Source organism: Mesorhizobium sp. B3-1-7, assembly GCF_006439385.1.
Taxonomy (GTDB): domain Bacteria; phylum Pseudomonadota; class Alphaproteobacteria; order Rhizobiales; family Rhizobiaceae; genus Mesorhizobium.
Window position 1 is genome coordinate 23,654 of record NZ_VFTL01000032.1, and the last position, 17,015, is coordinate 40,668.

Consider the following 17,015-nt stretch of genomic DNA (forward strand, 5'->3'; position numbering starts at 1 on the left):
GAGGCTCCTTTTCCGATCCCTTAAAGCGTTTCCCGGTAGAGATAAACCGTCCCCATGGCAAATGGCCCGGACAGGGGCGAAGCGGCCGCCTTCCCAGAGTCAAAATTACCAAGCAATTGCTCTTTCGATAGACAATTGCGCGCCGCTGCATTCGCTGTAAGCTATGGCGCCCGCTTGAACGTTGCACGGGGTTGGGGAGGCAGGACGTGAATTCGCGACAGGACACCGGCAGCACAAGGTTGGACGACGCCGCGCGCGCCGGCTGGCTCTACTATGTTGCCGGCAACACACAGGACCAGATCGCCGCCAAATTGGGCATTTCCAGGCAGACGGCGCAGCGGCTGGTATCGCTCGCCATGTCGGAAGGCCTGATCAAGGTGCGGGTCGATCACCCGATCGCCAACTGCCTCGACCTCGCCGCGCGGCTGAAGTCGCGCTTCGCGCTCGACCTCGTCGAAGTGGTGCCGAGCGATCCGGCTTCGAACTCGACGACGATCGGCATCGCCGAGGCGGCGGCGGCCGAGATCGAACGCCGGCTGCGCTCGGAGGCCCCCATCGTCATGGCGATCGGCACTGGGCGAACGCTGAAGGCGGCGATCGAGCAACTGCCGCCGATGGAATGCCCGCAGCACAAGGTCGTGTCCTTGACCGGCAACATCTCGCCCGACGGCTCGGCCGCCTTCTACAACGTCATCTTCACCATGGCCGACCGCGTCAAGGCACGGTCCTTCCCGATGCCGCTGCCGGTCATTGCGTCCTCGCCGGAAGAGCGCGAGATGCTGCTCAACCAGCCGATGATCCAGCCTACATTGGCGCTGGCGGCCGAGGCCGATGTCACCTTCGTCGGCATCGGCGACCTCGGGCCTAAGGCACCCCTCTACGAGGACGGCTTCATTTCGGAAAGCGAGTTGAAGGCGCTGCAGAAGGCCGGCGGCATCGCCGAAATCGTTGGATGGGTGTACGACCGGGAGGGTCGCATGATCGAGGGCATCACCAACGACCGGGTGTCCTCCGCCGCGCTGCCGTCGCGGGAAAGGTCGCTGGTCATTGCTCTGGCCATGGGCGAACGCAAGCTGCCGGGCATCCTGGCCGCCGTCAACCGCCGGCTGGTCAACGGCCTCGTCACCGACGAACGGACGGCCGAAGCCTTGCTTGCCGGCTGATTGCCCATAAAAAGAGCCGGCTATTGCGAGGGGCCGCGCGGATCGTTGCCGTCGAGAAAACCCATGTCGCGCTGCAGATGCTCGGATAGTTCCCTGACATCGATATAGCCGCGCCTGCGGCCCGAAAACCTTGCAAATTCCCGCACGAGCGTGAAAAACCAACCGCGTGCCGGGGTGGAGACGAGTTTTTCCTGTACCGTGGTCATGATCGTCAGCCTTTGCTTGAGCAATTCCAGGAAAAGTGTGAGCGGTTTTCCGTCCGGAATTGCGTAAAATCAGAGAGTTAGAGCGATTTGCCGTTTCCGTGAAACGGCGAAGCGCTCTAGCGCTTGAACCGGATTGATCGTCGACCCCAAATATCGGTCTGGCCGGTTCGTGCTTCCAATTAAACCTCGATCATGACCCATAAGGAGGCCTTATGCCCGATCTCAGCTCTCCGCAGCTTGCGCCGCTGCCGCCGCTGCAGGCGATCCGGGTGTTCGAGGCGGTGGCCAGACACCTGTCCTTCACCAAGGCCGCGCAGGAGCTGGGCATGACCCAAGCGGCTGCGAGCTACCAGATCAAGCTGCTCGAGGAGCGCATCGGCGCGCCGCTGTTTTTGCGCCGTCCACGGCAGATCGAGTTGACCGAGCCCGGCCAGCGCCTGGCGCCCGCCGTCAGCGAGGCCTTCGCCATCCTGGGCCAGGCCTACGCCGCGGCGCGCGGCGGCGCCGACGGCCTGCTCTGCGTCACCACCGTGCTGACCTTCGCCTCGAACTGGCTGGCGCAGCATCTGGGCTCGTTCCAGCTCGCCCATCCCGCACTTGCCGTGCGGCTCGACACGTCGAGCCGCCTGACCGATTTCGCGCGCGAGGATGTCGATCTCGCCATCCGCTCGGGCGGCGGCAAGTGGCCGGGCCTCGAGGCGCACAAGCTGCTCGATGCCGATTTCACCCCGATGCTCAGCCCGAAGCTCGCGGCGAGCATCGGCGGCGTCAACGAGCCGGCGGATCTGCTGCGCCTGCCGATCCTTGATCCCGGCGACGTCTGGTGGGCGCAATGGTTCGAGGCCGCCGGCGTGACCGGGCACGACCTCGCAAAACGGCCCGGCTCCAGCATGGGCGCGCAGGCCTATGAGGCGAACGCGGCCATGGCCGGCCACGGCGTGGCGATCCTGACCAGGGCCCTGTTCAAGAACGAGATCGCCGACGGCCGCCTGGTCCAGCCCTTCGACCTGGTCGGCGACGACGGCCATGCCTATTGGCTGGTCTATCCGACGGCGCGTCGCAACGTGCCGAAGATCCGCGCCTTCCGCGATTGGATCCTGGCCGAGATCGCCTGCCCGTAATTCCGGCAGCCCCTTAGCTTCCTCCTCCAAAGATGCCGGCCGCATCGCTGGATCGGGGTCACGTAACGTCATTTCTGCTGCGTTGCAGCATAGATTCAGGGTTGACATAATTCACGCCAAGTGAGTAATTGCCCAAAGCCAAGGCAAATGCTCAACTTGGTTTATGGGAGGAATTTGATGAAACTTCGCACGCTCACCCTGGGCCTGTTGTCGGCCAGCGCCCTCGCTTTCGCCGCGCAAGCCGAATCCATCACCATCGCCACCGTCAACAATGGCGACATGGTCCGTATGCAGAAGCTGACGGACGACTTCACCAAGGCCAACCCCGACATCCAGCTCAACTGGGTCACGCTCGAAGAGAACGTGCTGCGCGAGCGCGTCACCACGGATATCGCAACCAAGGGCGGCCAATACGACGTCATGACCATCGGCACCTATGAGGTTCCGATCTGGGCCAAGCAGAGCTGGCTCCTGCCGCTCGACAAGCTCGGCGACGACTACGACGTCAAGGACATCATCCCGGCCATTGCCGGCGGCCTTTCCGTCGACGGCAAGCTCTATGCCGCGCCCTTCTACGGCGAAAGCTCCTTCGTCATGTACCGCAAGGACCTGATGGACAAGGCGGGCTTGAAGATGCCCGATGCCCCGACCTGGGACTTCATCAAGCAGGCCGCCGACAAGATGACCGACCGCGCCAACGGCGTGAACGGCGTGTGCCTGCGCGGCAAGGCCGGCTGGGGCGAGAACATGGCCTTCCTCACCGCCATGTCGAACTCCTTCGGCGCGCGCTGGTTCGACGAGAACTGGAAGCCGCAGTTCGATCAGCCCGAGTGGAAGAACACGCTGCAGTTCTATGTCGACCTGATGAAGGCCGACGGTCCGGAAGGCGCTTCGTCCAACGGCTTCAACGAGAACCTGGCGCTGTTCCAGCAGGGCAAGTGCGGCATGTGGATCGACGCCACCGTCGCCGCCTCCTTCGTCTCCGATCCGAAGGCCTCGCAGGTCGCCGACAAGGTCGGCTACGCGCTGGCGCCCGACAACGGCCTCGGCAAGCGCGGCAACTGGCTGTGGGCATGGTCGCTGACGATCCCCGCCGGCACCCAGAAGGCCGATGCCGCCGAGAAGTTCGTCTCCTGGGCAACCAGCAAGCACTATGCCGAGCTGGTCGCCTCGAAGGAAGGCTGGGCCAACGTTCCTCCGGGCACGCGCTCCTCGCTCTACGCCAATGCGGAGTACCAGAAGGCGGCGCCCTTCGCGAAGATGACGCTGGACTCCATCAACGCCGCCGACCCGACGCATCCGACCGTCAAGCCGGTGCCCTATGTCGGCGTGCAGTTCGTCGCCATTCCTGAATTCCAGGGCCTCGGCACCACCGTCGGCCAGCTCTTCTCGGCCGCCCTTGCCGGCCAGTCGAGCGTCGACGATGCGCTGAAGCAGGCTCAGGACGCGGCCACCGCGGCGATGACCGAAGGCGGCTACATCAAGTAAGGCTCCTCCCGGTGCCGAATGCCGGTCGCGCATCATGACCGGCAGGTGGCCGCCCGAAACCCAGTTCGGGCGGCCACCCTTCAAAATCGGGAAAATTCTGGCACAACTCTGAAAATCCGGCTGACCTTGGGAGGGTGACCGTCATGGCTACTCAGCAAACCCGTTCGCTTGCGCGTTTCATGATGGCGCCATCGGTGATCCTGCTGTTCATCTGGATGATCGTGCCGCTGGCGTTCACGCTGTGGTTCTCGTTCCTGCAATACAATCCGCTGAACCCGATCCGCGACGGCTTTGTCGGTTTCTCCAACTACAGGCTGTTCTACGACAATCCGGCGTTCTTCGCCGCCATTCTCAACACGCTGACCATCGTCGTGGCGGTCCTCCTGATCACCATCATCGGCGGCATTCTCCTTGCGCTGCTGCTCGATCAGCCGATCTGGGGTCAGGGGATCGTGCGCATCCTGGTCATCTCGCCGTTCTTCGTCATGCCGCCGGTGGCCGCACTGGTCTGGAAGAACATGATCATGCACCCGCAATACGGCGTCTTCGCCGACATTGCGCGCTTCTTCGGCGCCCAGCCGATCGACTGGTTCGGCCAGCACCCGCTGACGGCGGTCATCATCATCGTCGCCTGGCAATGGCTGCCTTTCGCAACGCTGATCCTGCTCACCTCGCTGCAGTCGCTCGACGGCGAGCAGAAAGAGGCGGCCGAGATGGACGGCGCCGGCTTTCTCAGCCGCTTCTGGTATCTGACGCTGCCGCACATGTCGCGCGCCATCACCGTCGTCATCCTGATCCAGACCATCTTCCTGCTCTCGATCTATGCCGAGATCCTGGTCACCACCAATGGCGGCCCGGGCTACGCCTCCACCAACCTGCCCTTCCTCGTTTACCAGAAGGCGCTGCTGGAGTTCAAAATCGGCCAGGCGTCCGCCGGTGGCGTGATCGCCGTCATTCTCGCCAACATCGTTGCCTTCTTCGCCATGCGCGCCGTCGGCAAGAACCTCGACAAGTAAGGGAGGACAAGATGGCACGCGCAGTCACCACCCAGCACAAGACCATTGCCACGGCCGCCGCCTGGATCGTCGCCCTGCTGATCTTCTTTCCGATCCTCTATACGATCATCACCTCGTTCAAATCGGAACAGGAGGCGATCCAGGGCTTCGCCCTGATCCCATCCGGGACCTTCGAGAGCTATTCGGAGGTCCAGCAGCAGAGCGGCTACTTCAAGTTCTTCTTCAATTCGGTGCTGCTGTCGGTCGGCTCGACCATCCTGGCGCTGCTGATCGCGGTCCCCGCGGCATGGTCGATGGCCTTCTCGCCAACCAAGCGCACCAAGGACATCCTGATGTGGATGCTGTCCACCAAGATGATGCCGGCCGTCGCGGTGCTGTTCCCGATCTACCTGATCTTCCGCGACACCGGCCTGCTCGACAGCCGCATCGGCCTGATGGTCATGCTGATGCTGATCAACCTGCCGATCGTGGTGTGGATGCTCTACACCTATTTCCGCGAGATCCCGGGCGAGATCCTCGAGGCCGCGCGCATGGACGGCGCCTCGCTGTGGAACGAGATCATCTATGTGCTGACGCCGATGGCCGTTCCCGGCATCGCCTCGACCATGCTCTTGAACATCATCCTCGCCTGGAACGAAGCGTTCTGGACCATCCGGCTCACCACCACCAATGCCGCGCCGCTAACGGCCTTCATCAGTTCCTTCTCCAGTCCGCAAGGGCTGTTCTGGGCAAAGCTTTCTGCGGCCTCGACACTGGCGATCGCGCCGATCCTGATCATGGGCTGGTTCAGCCAGAAGCAGCTGGTGCGGGGCCTCACCTTTGGCGCCGTGAAGTAACGACGCCCGAGCGGCGGACGACGAAGACCATCCCCGGGAGGAAACCATGGGAAACATCACGCTCAAGAACGTCTCCAAGTCCTTCGGGTCGACGGTGATCATTCCGGACATCGACCTCAACATCGATGACGGCGAGTTCGTCGTGTTCGTCGGCCCATCGGGTTGCGGCAAGTCCACGCTGCTCAGGCTGATCGCCGGGCTCGAGGACACCAGCGGCGGCACCATCAGCATCGATGGCCGCGACGTCACCGGCGAGGCGCCGGCCAAGCGCAAGCTTGCCATGGTGTTCCAGTCCTACGCGCTCTATCCGCATATGACGGTCGCCAAGAACATCGCCTTCCCGTTGAAGATGGCCGGCGAGGACCAGGCGACCATCGACAAGAAGGTGAAGGACGCCGCACGCGTGCTGAACCTCACCAACTATCTCGAGCGCCGCCCCGGCCAGCTGTCCGGCGGCCAGCGCCAGCGCGTCGCCATCGGCCGCGCCATCGTGCGCCAGCCTTCGGCCTTCCTGTTCGACGAGCCGCTGTCCAACCTCGATGCCGCACTGCGCGGCACCATGCGCCTGGAGATCAGCGAGCTGCACCATCAGCTCAAGACGACGATGATCTACGTCACCCACGACCAGGTCGAAGCCATGACCATGGCCGACAAGATCGTCGTGCTCAACGCCGGCAACATCGAGCAGGTCGGCTCGCCGATGGAGCTCTACAAGACGCCGAAGAACCTCTTCGTCGCCGGCTTCATCGGTTCGCCGAAGATGAACCTGATCGAGGGCGCGCCGGCTGACAAATACGGCGCCAAGACCATCGGCATCCGGCCCGAGCATCTCAACATCTCGACCACGTCGGGCGACTGGAAGGCGACGGTCGGCGTCGCGGAGCATCTTGGCTCCGACACTTTCCTGCACGTCCAGGCGGACGGTATCGGCACCGTCAATGTCCGCGCCGACGGCGAGGTCGGCGTGAAACACGGCGATACCGTCTATCTGACGCCCGACAAGGCCAAGCTCCATCGCTTCGGCGCCGACGGCAAGGCGCTGGCCCAGTGAGGAGGGGAAAGTGAGGCTGAAAGGCAAATCGGCGCTGATCACCGGATCGGCGCGCGGCATCGGCAGGGCCTTCGCCGAAGCCTATGCGCGCGAAGGCGCGACAGTCGCAATTGCCGATATCGACATTGAAGCGGCGGAAGCGACGGCGAAAGCGATCGGTTCTGCCGCCTACGCGATCAGGCTCGACGTCACGGACCAGGCTTCGATCGAGGCGGCGGTGAAGGCGGTCGAAGTGAACGCCGGCGGCCTCGACGTGCTGATCAACAACGCCGCAATCTTCGACCTGGCGCCGATCGTCGAGATCACCAAGGCGAGCTACGAAAAACTGTTCTCCGTCAACGTGGCCGGCACGCTGTTCATGCTGCAGGCGGCTGCCCGCTCGATGATCGCGCGCGGCAAGGGCGGCAGGATCATCAACATGGCGAGCCAGGCCGGCCGTCGCGGCGAGCCGCTGGTCGCCGTCTATTGCGCCACCAAGGCCGCGGTCATCTCGCTCACTCAATCGGCCGGTCTCGATCTCATCAAGCATCGCATCAACGTCAACGGCATCGCGCCGGGCGTCGTCGACAGCGACATGTGGGACCAGGTCGACGCGCTGTTCGCCAAATACGAGAACCGGCCCAAGGGCGAGAAGAAGCGTCTGGTCGGCGAAGGCGTTCCTTACGGTCGCATGGGCAAGCCCGAGGACCTCGCCGGCATGGCGGTTTTCCTCGCCAGCGACGAGGCCGAATACATTGTCGCCCAGACCTACAATGTCGATGGCGGCCAATGGATGAGTTGACCGGGATGGGCTGAGGGGGAAGGCGCTTCTCTTCTTTCCTCCGGAGAAGACGCCATGGGGCGGGTGAGGGGCGGCATGCTGGAACACCAGGTGTTGCCCCTCATCCTCGCTCTCCTCAAGGAGGCGCAAACAGTCGGGCTGCGGATGGGCCAAAGGGTAAAATGAGATGACCGTGAAACTCTCTTCCTCGAACCTCGCCAGGCTGCCGGCCAAGGTCGCCGGCCCGAAATACGACCGCTCCGCCCTGAAGGCGGGCATCGTCCATTTTGGCGTCGGCAATTTCCACCGCTCGCACCAGGCAGTCTATCTCGACGACCTGTTCGGCACCGGCGAGGGCCATGACTGGGCGTTGATCGGCGCCGGCGTGTTCGAGGGCGAAAAGATCGGCCGTTCCAAGCTCCAGGAACAGGACTGGCTGACCACGGTCGTCGAGCAGGACCAGGGTCATATGAGCGCCCGCGTCACCGGCGCCATGATCGATTTCCTGACGCCCGGCGACGCGGCCGCGATCATTGACCAACTCGCCGATCCGGCGATCAAGATCGTCTCGCTGACCATCACCGAGGGCGGCTATTTCATCGACCCGGCCTCCGGCAAGTTCAACCCGGCCCATCCCGACATTGTCGCCGACGCCCAGCCGGGTGCTGCGCCGAAGAGCGTCTTCGGCATCATCCTTGCCGGCCTGCTGCGCCGGCGCGCCGACGGCATCGTGCCGTTCACCGTCATGTCCTGCGACAACATCCCCCATAACGGCCACGTCACCTCCGACGGCGTGATCGGCCTTGCCAGGCTGATCGACGAGGATCTGGCGAAATGGGTGGAGGACAAGGTCGCCTTCCCGAACGGCATGGTCGACCGCATCACCCCGGCCACCAGCGACCGAGAGCGCAAGATCCTCGCCGACGATTTCGGGCTGGAGGACAATTGGCCGGTGTTCTGCGAGCCGTTCAAGCAATGGGTGCTGGAGGACCGTTTCACCGCCGGCCGCCCGGCGCTGGAAAAGGTCGGCGTGCAGTTCGTCAAGGACGTCTCGCCTTACGAGCTGATGAAGATCCGCATCCTCAATGGCGGCCACGCCACGATCGCTTATCCGGCCGGGCTGATGGACATCCATTTCGTCCATGAAGGCATGCAGGAGCCGCTGGTGCGCGGCTTCCTGTCGAAGCTCGAGCATGACGAGATCATCCCGACCGTGCCGCCCGTGCCCGACACCGATCTGGAGGACTATTACCAGCTCATCGAGCGCCGCTTCTCCAACCCGAAGATCGGCGACACCATCCGCCGGCTTTGCCTCGACGGCTCCAATCGTCAGCCGAAATTCATCATCCCGACGATCGCCGACCGGCTGAAGGCGGGCGAGGGCGTCGCCGGTCTCGCGCTGGAATCGGCCTTGTGGTGCCGCTACTGCTTCGGCACCACCGACAGCGGCGCCGTCATCGAGCCGAACGACCCGAGCTGGGACCGCATGCAAGCGACCGCGAAAGCGGCGAAGGACGATCCGAAGGCCTGGCTGGCTATGGAGGATATCTATGGCGATGTCGGCCGCTCGCCCGTCTTCGCCGAAGCCTTCGCCCACGCCTTGAAGGTGCTGTGGGCGCAGGGCGCGCATGAAACCCTGACGCGCTATCTCGCCGGCAAGCTCTGAAAGCCTCGATCTCTTTTGACGCAATTCCGGGCGGAAAACCGCTCACACTTTTCCTGGAATTGCTTAGCTGGAAGCAACAGCCATGACGCCGGAACTGGTCATCTTCGACTGTGACGGCGTGCTGGTCGACAGCGAGGCGCTTTCCGTCTCGGCGCTGCTTGGCATGATCGAGCTCGCCGGCGGCACGGTCGGCGAGGACGCCGCCTACGAGCATTTCCTCGGCAAGAGCATGAAAAGCGTGCGCGAGATCCTCGGCCGAGATTTCGGGTTGGAGATCAGCGACGAGCATCTGACCGCCATGCGCGTCGACCTGATGCGCAAATTCCGCGAGGAATTGAAGCCGATCCCGGGCGTCAAGGAGGTGCTGCCGAAGCTTGGCCTGCCATGCTGCGTCGCTTCCTCCGGCACGCTGGAGCGCATCCGCTACGCGCTCGACGTCACCGGCTTGCTTCCCTTGCTGGAGCCGCATCTGTTCAGCGCCAGCATGGTCAAGCGCGGCAAGCCGGCGCCCGACCTTTTCCTGCATGCCGCCGCCAGCATGCGGGCGCATCCGCGCCGTTGCCTGGTGGTCGAGGACAGCCCCGCCGGCGTTGCCGCGGCCCGCGCGGCGGGCATGCGCGTTTTTGCCTTCACCGGTGGCTCGCACGCGTCCAACCCCGCCCTCAAGGCGCGGCTTGCGTCGACGGAACCGGACTTTATATTCGCTGACATGCTGCAATTGCCCGATCTGATTGCAGGCCTGGGAGCGAGAGAAAAAGCATCTTGACGAAGAGTTTCGTTTGCGCGGTCGATGTCGGCACCGGGAGCGCCCGCGCGGGCATTCTCGACTCGGAAGGCAACCTGCTCGGCCGCGCCGATCATCCGATCGCCATGCATCAGCCCAAGCCCGATCACGCCGAGCATGATTCGGAAGATATCTGGTCGGCGGTATGCAAATCCGTGCGGTCCGCTCTGCAGAAATCCAGCGTCGCCGCCAGGGATATCGCCGGCATCTCTTTCGACGCCACCTGCTCCCTGGTCGCGCGCGACAGGCAAGGCAGCCAGATCAGCGTCTCGGTCACCGGCGAGAAGCGCTGGGACACGATGGTCTGGCTCGATCATCGCGCCATCGCCGAGGCCGATGAATGCACCACGAGCGGCCACGCCGTGCTCGATTATATCGGCGGTGTGATGTCGCCGGAGATGGAAACGCCGAAGCTGATGTGGCTGAAGCGCCATCTGCCGAAGACATGGAACGAAGCCGGCTATCTATTTGATCTCGCCGATTTCCTGACCTGGAAGGCATCAGGCTCGCTCGCCCGCTCGCAATGCACGCTCACGGCAAAATGGACCTATCTCGCCCACGAGGAAAAGAGCTGGCGGCGCGATTTCTTTGAGCTCGTCGGCCTCGGCGATCTTTTCGAGCATGGCAATCTTCCAGAAAAAGCAAGTCCAGTCGGCGCCGATATCGGGCCGCTGACGGCGAAGGCCGCGGCTGAACTTGGCCTCACCGAAAAATGCCGGGTCGGCGCCGGCGTCATCGACGCCTATGCCGGTGCGCTCGGCGTGTTGGGCGGCTTTGCTGGCGACGAGAAGGACATTGGCCGGCATCTGGCGCTGATTGCCGGCACATCGTCCTGCGTCATGGCGATGTCGCCCGACCCGCAGCCTTTTGCCGGCGTCTGGGGCCCTTATTTCGGGGCGGCATTGCCGACGCTGTGGCTGTCGGAAGGCGGCCAGTCGGCCACCGGCGCGCTGCTCGACCACATCATCCGCTGGCATGGCGCCGGCGGCGAGCCGGACGCGGCCATGCATATGAAGATCGCCGGGCGCGTCGCCGAGCTGCGCGCCGAGGACGGCGATGCGCTGGCCGCAAGGCTGCATGTGCTGCCGGATTTTCACGGCAACCGCTCGCCGCTCGCCGACCCGCATGCGGTCGGCGTCATCAGCGGCCTGACGCTCGATTCCTCTTTCGACAGCCTGTGCAAGCTCTACTGGCGCACCGCGGTCGGCATCGCGCTCGGCGTGCGCCATGTGCTCGAGGCGCTGAACGAGAACGGCTATCTGATCGACACGCTGCATGTCACCGGCGGCCACACCAAGAACCCGCTTTTGATGGAGCTCTACGCCGACGCCACCGGCTGCACGGTTGTCGAGCCGCTGGCCGACGAGGCGGTGCTGCTCGGCACCGGCATGGTGGCGGCGACCGCCGCCGGGATCTATCCCGATCTCAACGCCGCCTGCGTCGCCATGCAACAGGGCGGCAAGATCCGCGCGCCCAACAAGGCCGCCGGAGCTCGCTTCGACCGCGACTACCGGATATTCCTCGAAATGCATCGCCAGCGGCAGATGCTCGACGCGATTGGATAGGGCGATTCCAGGAACGCTCTCGCCGTTCTACAGCCTGCGCAGCGACTTGCCTGTCTCGGCGTCGAACAGATGGATGCTTTCCTCGTCGAACGTGTAGCGCACGGGCGCGCTCTGCTGCGGGCATTCGCGGGCCGGCACCAGCGCGCTGATCTCCTTGCCGCCAAAGCCGAACGTCACCAGCGCGTCATTGCCATGGAACTCGATGAGGTCGGCGGTGCCTTGCAGCAGGTTTCCCGCGCCGGCTTCCGCCGTCTTCAGATCCGGAGGCCGGATGCCGAGCACCACGCGATCGCCGTGCTGCAGGTAGAAGTCGCTGCCCTCGACCGATAGCACTGTCCCCGCGCCGGTCAACGTCCAGCCATCGCCTGTGCGGCCGACCATGGCCTCGATGAAATTCATGTTCGGCGTGCCGATGAAGCCGGCCACGAACAGATTGCCGGGACGGCGATAGATTTCCGCCGGCGAGCCGATCTGCTCGATCACGCCGTCCTTCAACAAGACGATGCGGTCGGCCAGCGTCATCGCCTCGAGCTGATCATGCGTGACATAGACGGTGGTGGTCTTCAGCGACTGGTGCAGCCGGGCGATCTCGACGCGCATATGGTTACGCAGCTTGGCGTCGAGATTGGATAGGGGCTCGTCAAACAGGAACACTTTCGGTGTCTTGATCATGGCGCGCGCGATCGCCACGCGCTGCTGCTGGCCGCCGGAAAGCTCGGTCGGCTTGCGGCCAAGATAGGGTTCGAGGCCAAGCGTTCTCGCGACAGCCTCGACGCGCTTCTTGATTTCGGCCGCCGGCACCTTCTGCCGCTTCAGTCCGAAGGCGATGTTGTCGAAGATCGTCATATGCGGATAGAGCGCATAATTCTGGAACACCATGGCAATGCCGCGGTCGCCTGGGTCGAGATCGTTCACCACCTTGCCGCCGATCGACACCTTGCCGCCGCTGATGTCCTCTAGCCCCGCCAGCATCCTGAGAAGCGTGGACTTGCCGCAGCCGGACGGGCCGAGGAACACGACGAACTCATGCTCTTCGATCGAGAGATTGAGATCGCGGATGACCGTCGTGGCGCCATAGGCCTTGTCGACATGGGAGCAAACGATGGCGGACATTTCTTATCCCTTCTCGCCGGTCAGCAGGATCTGCAGCTTGACGTCCTGCGGCTTGCCTTGCGCGGCGCGCTCGAACGCCTTGATGCTCTCGGAGAAATCATAGGTGCCGGTGATCAGCGGCTTGAGGTCGACCTTGCCGGAGGCGATGAGCTGCAGCGCACGGTCGAAGATGTTGGCATAGCGGAACACGGTTTCGATGCGCACTTCCTTGGAGATCGCAGCCGGCACGTTGAGCTCGACCGCTTCGACCGGCAGGCCGACCAACACCACCGCGCCGCCCGGCCGCACGACCTCGAACAGATTGGCGAAGGCCTTCGGGCTGCCGCTCGCCTCGAACACGATATCGGCGCCCCAATTGTCGGTCGCGGCCGCAACGGTGTCGACCAGCGACTGCTTGCCGATATTGACCGGTACGATGCCGGGATACTGGGCGGCGATCTCCAGCTTCGGCGCGGAGAAGTCCGAGATCAGCACCTTGGAACAGCCGCCGGCTAAAGCGGCCAGGGCGATCATGATGCCGATCGGTCCGCAGCCGACGACGACGGCGACATCGCCCGGAACGATCCTGGCGCGCGTCGCCGCCTGCATGCCGATGGCGAAGGGCTCGACCATCGCGCCCTCGGCGAAGGAGACATTGTCCGGCAGCTTGTAGGTGAAGGCCGCCGGATGGACTGCGTAGGGCGCGAGCACGCCATGCACCGGCGGCGTCGCCCAGAAGCGGACGTCGGGGTCGACATTGTAGATGCCGAGCTTCGTCGCGCGCGACGCAAGGTTCGGCACGCCTGGCTCCATGCACACCCGGTCGCCGACCTTCAGGCTTGTGACATTGGCGCCGGCCTCGACGATGGTTCCCGAGGCCTCGTGGCCGAGCACCATCGGCTGGCGCACGATATAGCTGCCGATGGCGCCATGCGTGTAGTAATGCACGTCGCTGCCGCAGACGCCGACGGTGTGGATCGCGATCCTGACGTCGTCCGGTCCGACGTCTTGCGGCAGCGCGATCTCGCGCAGCGACAGTTCGCCTTTTTTCTCAAGCACCAGTGCCCGCATTGGGATAAGCCTCACTTCAATTTTTCTTTTGCCGGAAAACGGAATTCAGGAAGCCGCTCAAAACACCGAGGAACAGCAGCGGCGGCAGCGACAAGAGCACGACCGAGGCATTGAGGATTCCCCACGGCACGTTCATGCCTTGCTGGGACAGCTCGGAAGCCACGATCGGCAGCGTCTTGGCGTTGGAGCTCGACAGCATCAGCGCGATCAGGAACTCGTTCCAGACCAACACGAAGCTGAAGGCGATGGCGCCTATCAGCGAGCGCGCCGCGACGGGAAGCGCGATCCGCCAGAACACCGAATAGGCGCCGTAGCCATCGACGAAAGCCGCTTCCTCGATTTCCTTCGGCACGCCCTGGAAGGCTGGGATGGCGAGCCACATGATCACCGAGATGGTGAGCAGCGAATAGGTGACGATCAGCGCCGGCAAAGTGTCGTAGAGGCCGACCTGCAGCCAGATCACCATCAGCGGGATGGCCACCGCCACCGGCGGCAGGAAGCGCAGCGACAAGACGAAGAACTGGATGTCGCCGGCAAAGCGGTTTGGGTAGCGCGCCACCGCATAGGCCGCCGGCAGGCCGAGCGCGATGCCGATCAGCACCGCCGCGCCGCAGGCGACGACCGAGTTGTAGAGCCCGGTCAGCACGCTGTCGCGGCCGAGGATGTAGCTGATATTGGCGAGCGTCGGCGTGAAGATCACCTTCGGCACGCGCGTGATGATGTCGACATTGTTCTTGAGCGCGTTGAGCGCCGTCCAGACCAACGGGAACACGGCCAGGAACCCGGCCAGCGCCAGGATGGCCTTGGCGATCAGGCGGCCCACTCTTATCGGATATCGCTTCATGCCTGCACCCGCTTCCACAGCATGGTGAAGGTGATGACGGTTGCGATCATCATCAGCACCGCCATGGCCGACGCGTAGGAAACCTTGCCGGACTCGATGAAGCCTTGCGAGAAGGCGTACATGTCGAGCGTCTCGGTCGCGACGCCGGGCCCGCCGCGCGTCATCACATAGATGAGGTCGAAGGATCGCAGCGACTCGATCATCTTGACGAACATCAGGCTGATCAGCGGCGCCTTCAGCATCGGCAAGGTGACGTAGGCGTGGATCTGCCAGCGCTTGGCGTGGTCGAGCCTGGCCGCCTCGATCGGCTGCGGCGGCAAGGTTTCGAGCAGCTTCAGCACGATGACGGCGAAGAACAGCCCCCATTGCCAGACGTCCACTGAAGCGACGGCGAACAACGCCGTGCCGGGCTTGGACAGCGGATCGAAGATCAGCCCGCCGGTGATCAGCCGGTAGGGATAGGTGGCGATGCCATAGAGCGGGTGATAGGCGAACTTCCAGACGAAGGCGGCCGAGACGCGCGGCAAAAGCACCGGGATGATGAACAGCAGGCAGTAGACATTGCGCATACGTGGGCCGGCGACCTCGAACATCAGCACACCCAGTCCGACCGCCACCACCATTGTCGCGACGACTGTGACGATCTCCCATTTCACCGAAACCCAGACGGCGTTGAGGAAACGGCGGTCGGTAAAGAGATCGGCGAAGTTCGAGAACCAGACCCAGGAATAACCCGGCGTGCTCAGTTCGCGGTTCTGCAGCGCGATCACGATGGCGTAGAGCGTTGGCACCATCGACAGCACGAGCAGGATGGCGAGCGTCGGAACGAGAAATGTGACCGGCAGGGAAGAGCGTCGGCGCATTGCCTATCCTCGGATTTGGACTGCTGTCTGGCGAAGGTCCCGCGGCGCACGGGTCCCGGCATTCCGACGAATGCCGTGGACCGCGCGCCGCGGGCGGGAGGATTACTTCTTCTTCACCAGCTCGTTGGCATAGGCCTCGAGCTCGTTGAGGCCGCCCTTGATGTCGGTGCGCGTGCCGGTGACGAGCTCTTCCAGGATGATGCCCCAGCGGTCGCCGAGATCGGGCCAGCGCGGATCCTGCCAGAAGTTCACCGCCGTGACCTTGCCGGTATCGGCCAGCGCCTGGCCGAGATCGGCGCCGTAGATATCGGCGAATTCCTTGCTGGTGAGGATGCTGGTCCGGTTCAGCTCGCCGAACTGATGCGCGTCGAGCCGGCGCTTCTCGTTCTCTTTCGACGTCGCCCAGGCGATGAACAGGCCGGCGCATTTCTTCGCGGCGTCATCCGCATTGGCCTTGGTGCCGATGGCAAGCCCGTGGCCGTAGCCGCCGCCGGGCAGCGGCGAGGGCGGCGGCAGGAAGCCGATCTTGCCGACCACCTGCGAGGTCTTCGGGTCCACCGCCATGCCTGACAGCGGCGTCGATTCGACGAGGATGGCGACCTGGCCGGACAGGAAAGCGCCGGTCGATTCATCCCAGCTGCCGGTCTGCGTGCCGGGCGCCGAGTCCTTGAACAGCTTCAGGTAGGTCTCGGTCGCCTTGACGGCGGCGTCCGAATTGAAAGCCGGCTTGTCGCCGTCGAACCACTTGCCGCCATAGGCCTTGAAGAACGGCATCCAGCGCCAGACATTGGCGCCCGAGCCGCGCGCGCCGCGCAGCGCAATGCCGTACATGCCCTTGTCGGCATTGGTCAGCTTAGGCACGTCGGCGATCAGCTCGTCCAGCGTTTTTGGCGGCTGGATGCCGGCGGCCTCCAGCACATCCTTGCGGTAGACCATCAGGTCGCCGCCGCCGGTCAGCGGCGCGAACCACACCTTGCCGTCATAAGTGGCGACCTTCTGGCGGCCCGGATCGAAATCGGCATAGTCATAGTCAGCCGGGTAATAATCGGTCAGAGGCACGATCCAGCCGGAGGACGCGAACAGCGCCACATTGGCCTCGTCGACATAGTAGACATTGTAGTTGCCGACGGTGGAAGCATCGGCCCGCGACTTGGCGCGGCGGTCGTTCTCGTTGAGGTAATCGATCTGGAACGAAGCGCCGGAGAGTTTCTTGAACTCGTCCTTGGAGTCCTCCAGCAGCGTCAGGCCGTCGCGCGGCTGCGCCAGCACCTTGACCGGCGCCGAGCAGACCGGCGCCTGCGCCAGGGCTGCGGTTGAAACGGAAGCGGTAAGCACGAAAGCTGCACCGAGGCTGGCAGCGAGCCGGTTTGATTTCATTGATGTTTCTCCTCCAGGAACATGCGCGGGAAGTTGCAAGTCCGCGGGCTAAGCGACCCTCACGTCGCCCGCATGACTGCGACCCGTCGCCAAAATGAGGAGTTGGAAGGGG

The 17,015-nt window shown here is 63.9% G+C and carries 16 protein-coding genes; 10 read left to right on the forward strand and 6 right to left on the reverse strand.

The window, feature by feature from the left end:
- Positions 1–206: 206 nt before the first annotated feature.
- A complete protein-coding gene (locus FJ417_RS24335) occupies positions 207–1,163 on the forward strand; it encodes a sugar-binding transcriptional regulator (protein ID WP_140785171.1) in 957 nt (318 codons plus the stop codon).
- A gap of 20 nt (positions 1,164–1,183) precedes the next feature.
- On the opposite strand, the gene FJ417_RS24340 is transcribed toward FJ417_RS24335, so the two are convergent.
- Positions 1,184–1,369, reverse strand: a complete 186-nt coding sequence (locus tag FJ417_RS24340; protein WP_140646807.1) for a hypothetical protein — start codon at positions 1,367–1,369, stop codon at positions 1,184–1,186.
- A 212-nt stretch (positions 1,370–1,581) separates the two neighbouring features.
- Between FJ417_RS24340 and gcvA the strand changes: the two genes are divergently transcribed.
- The 9 genes from gcvA (at position 1,582) to FJ417_RS24385 (ending at position 11,656) form a co-directional block, all read left to right on the forward strand.
- Positions 1,582–2,490 (forward strand): transcriptional regulator GcvA, encoded by a 909-nt coding sequence (gcvA, locus tag FJ417_RS24345; RefSeq protein WP_140646806.1) that lies wholly within the window; start codon positions 1,582–1,584, stop codon positions 2,488–2,490.
- Positions 2,491–2,667: 177 nt separating this feature from the next.
- Positions 2,668–3,978, forward strand: a complete 1,311-nt coding sequence (locus FJ417_RS24350; RefSeq protein WP_140785172.1) for a sugar ABC transporter substrate-binding protein — start codon at positions 2,668–2,670, stop codon at positions 3,976–3,978.
- Positions 3,979–4,121: 143 nt separating this feature from the next.
- Positions 4,122–4,994: a sugar ABC transporter permease gene (locus tag FJ417_RS24355; RefSeq protein WP_140702066.1), complete on the forward strand. Its 873-nt coding sequence runs from the start codon at positions 4,122–4,124 to the stop codon at positions 4,992–4,994.
- Positions 4,995–5,005: 11 nt separating this feature from the next.
- Positions 5,006–5,830: a carbohydrate ABC transporter permease gene (locus FJ417_RS24360; protein WP_140646803.1), complete on the forward strand. Its 825-nt coding sequence runs from the start codon at positions 5,006–5,008 to the stop codon at positions 5,828–5,830.
- 46 nt (positions 5,831–5,876) lie between these two features.
- Entirely contained in the window at positions 5,877–6,881 is a 1,005-nt protein-coding gene (locus tag FJ417_RS24365; protein WP_140656029.1) for an ABC transporter ATP-binding protein, read from the forward strand.
- 10 nt (positions 6,882–6,891) lie between these two features.
- Positions 6,892–7,662 (forward strand): L-iditol 2-dehydrogenase, encoded by a 771-nt coding sequence (locus FJ417_RS24370; RefSeq protein ID WP_140785173.1) that lies wholly within the window; start codon positions 6,892–6,894, stop codon positions 7,660–7,662.
- Positions 7,663–7,828: 166 nt separating this feature from the next.
- The gene (locus tag FJ417_RS24375; protein WP_140785174.1) at positions 7,829–9,307 is read left to right on the forward strand and encodes a mannitol dehydrogenase family protein; all 1,479 of its coding nucleotides are present in this window, start codon (positions 7,829–7,831) and stop codon (positions 9,305–9,307) included.
- Between the two features lie 82 nt (positions 9,308–9,389).
- Entirely contained in the window at positions 9,390–10,073 is a 684-nt protein-coding gene (locus FJ417_RS24380; protein ID WP_140785175.1) for an HAD family hydrolase, read from the forward strand.
- Complete coding sequence (locus FJ417_RS24385) at positions 10,070–11,656, forward strand: FGGY-family carbohydrate kinase (RefSeq protein WP_140785176.1); 1,587 nt, start codon at positions 10,070–10,072, stop codon at positions 11,654–11,656. Before FJ417_RS24380 ends, FJ417_RS24385 begins: the two co-directional genes overlap by 4 nt.
- 27 nt (positions 11,657–11,683) lie before the next feature.
- Here FJ417_RS24385 and ugpC read toward each other — a convergent pair whose 3' ends face one another.
- The 5 genes from ugpC to FJ417_RS24410 form a co-directional block, all read right to left on the reverse strand.
- Positions 11,684–12,769 (reverse strand): sn-glycerol-3-phosphate ABC transporter ATP-binding protein UgpC, encoded by a 1,086-nt coding sequence (gene ugpC, locus FJ417_RS24390; protein WP_140785177.1) that lies wholly within the window; start codon positions 12,767–12,769, stop codon positions 11,684–11,686.
- Between the two features lie 3 nt (positions 12,770–12,772).
- Positions 12,773–13,819: an NAD(P)-dependent alcohol dehydrogenase gene (locus FJ417_RS24395; protein ID WP_140785204.1), complete on the reverse strand. Its 1,047-nt coding sequence runs from the start codon at positions 13,817–13,819 to the stop codon at positions 12,773–12,775.
- A 16-nt stretch (positions 13,820–13,835) separates the two neighbouring features.
- Positions 13,836–14,663, reverse strand: coding sequence for a carbohydrate ABC transporter permease (locus FJ417_RS24400; RefSeq protein ID WP_181183288.1), 828 nt, complete (start codon positions 14,661–14,663; stop codon positions 13,836–13,838).
- Complete coding sequence (locus FJ417_RS24405; protein ID WP_140785179.1) at positions 14,660–15,526, reverse strand: sugar ABC transporter permease; 867 nt, start codon at positions 15,524–15,526, stop codon at positions 14,660–14,662. The genes FJ417_RS24400 and FJ417_RS24405 overlap by 4 nt, the downstream gene beginning before the upstream one ends.
- Before the next feature lie 102 nt (positions 15,527–15,628).
- A complete protein-coding gene (locus FJ417_RS24410; RefSeq protein WP_140646794.1) occupies positions 15,629–16,903 on the reverse strand; it encodes an extracellular solute-binding protein in 1,275 nt (424 codons plus the stop codon).
- Positions 16,904–17,015: the final 112 nt, after the last annotated feature.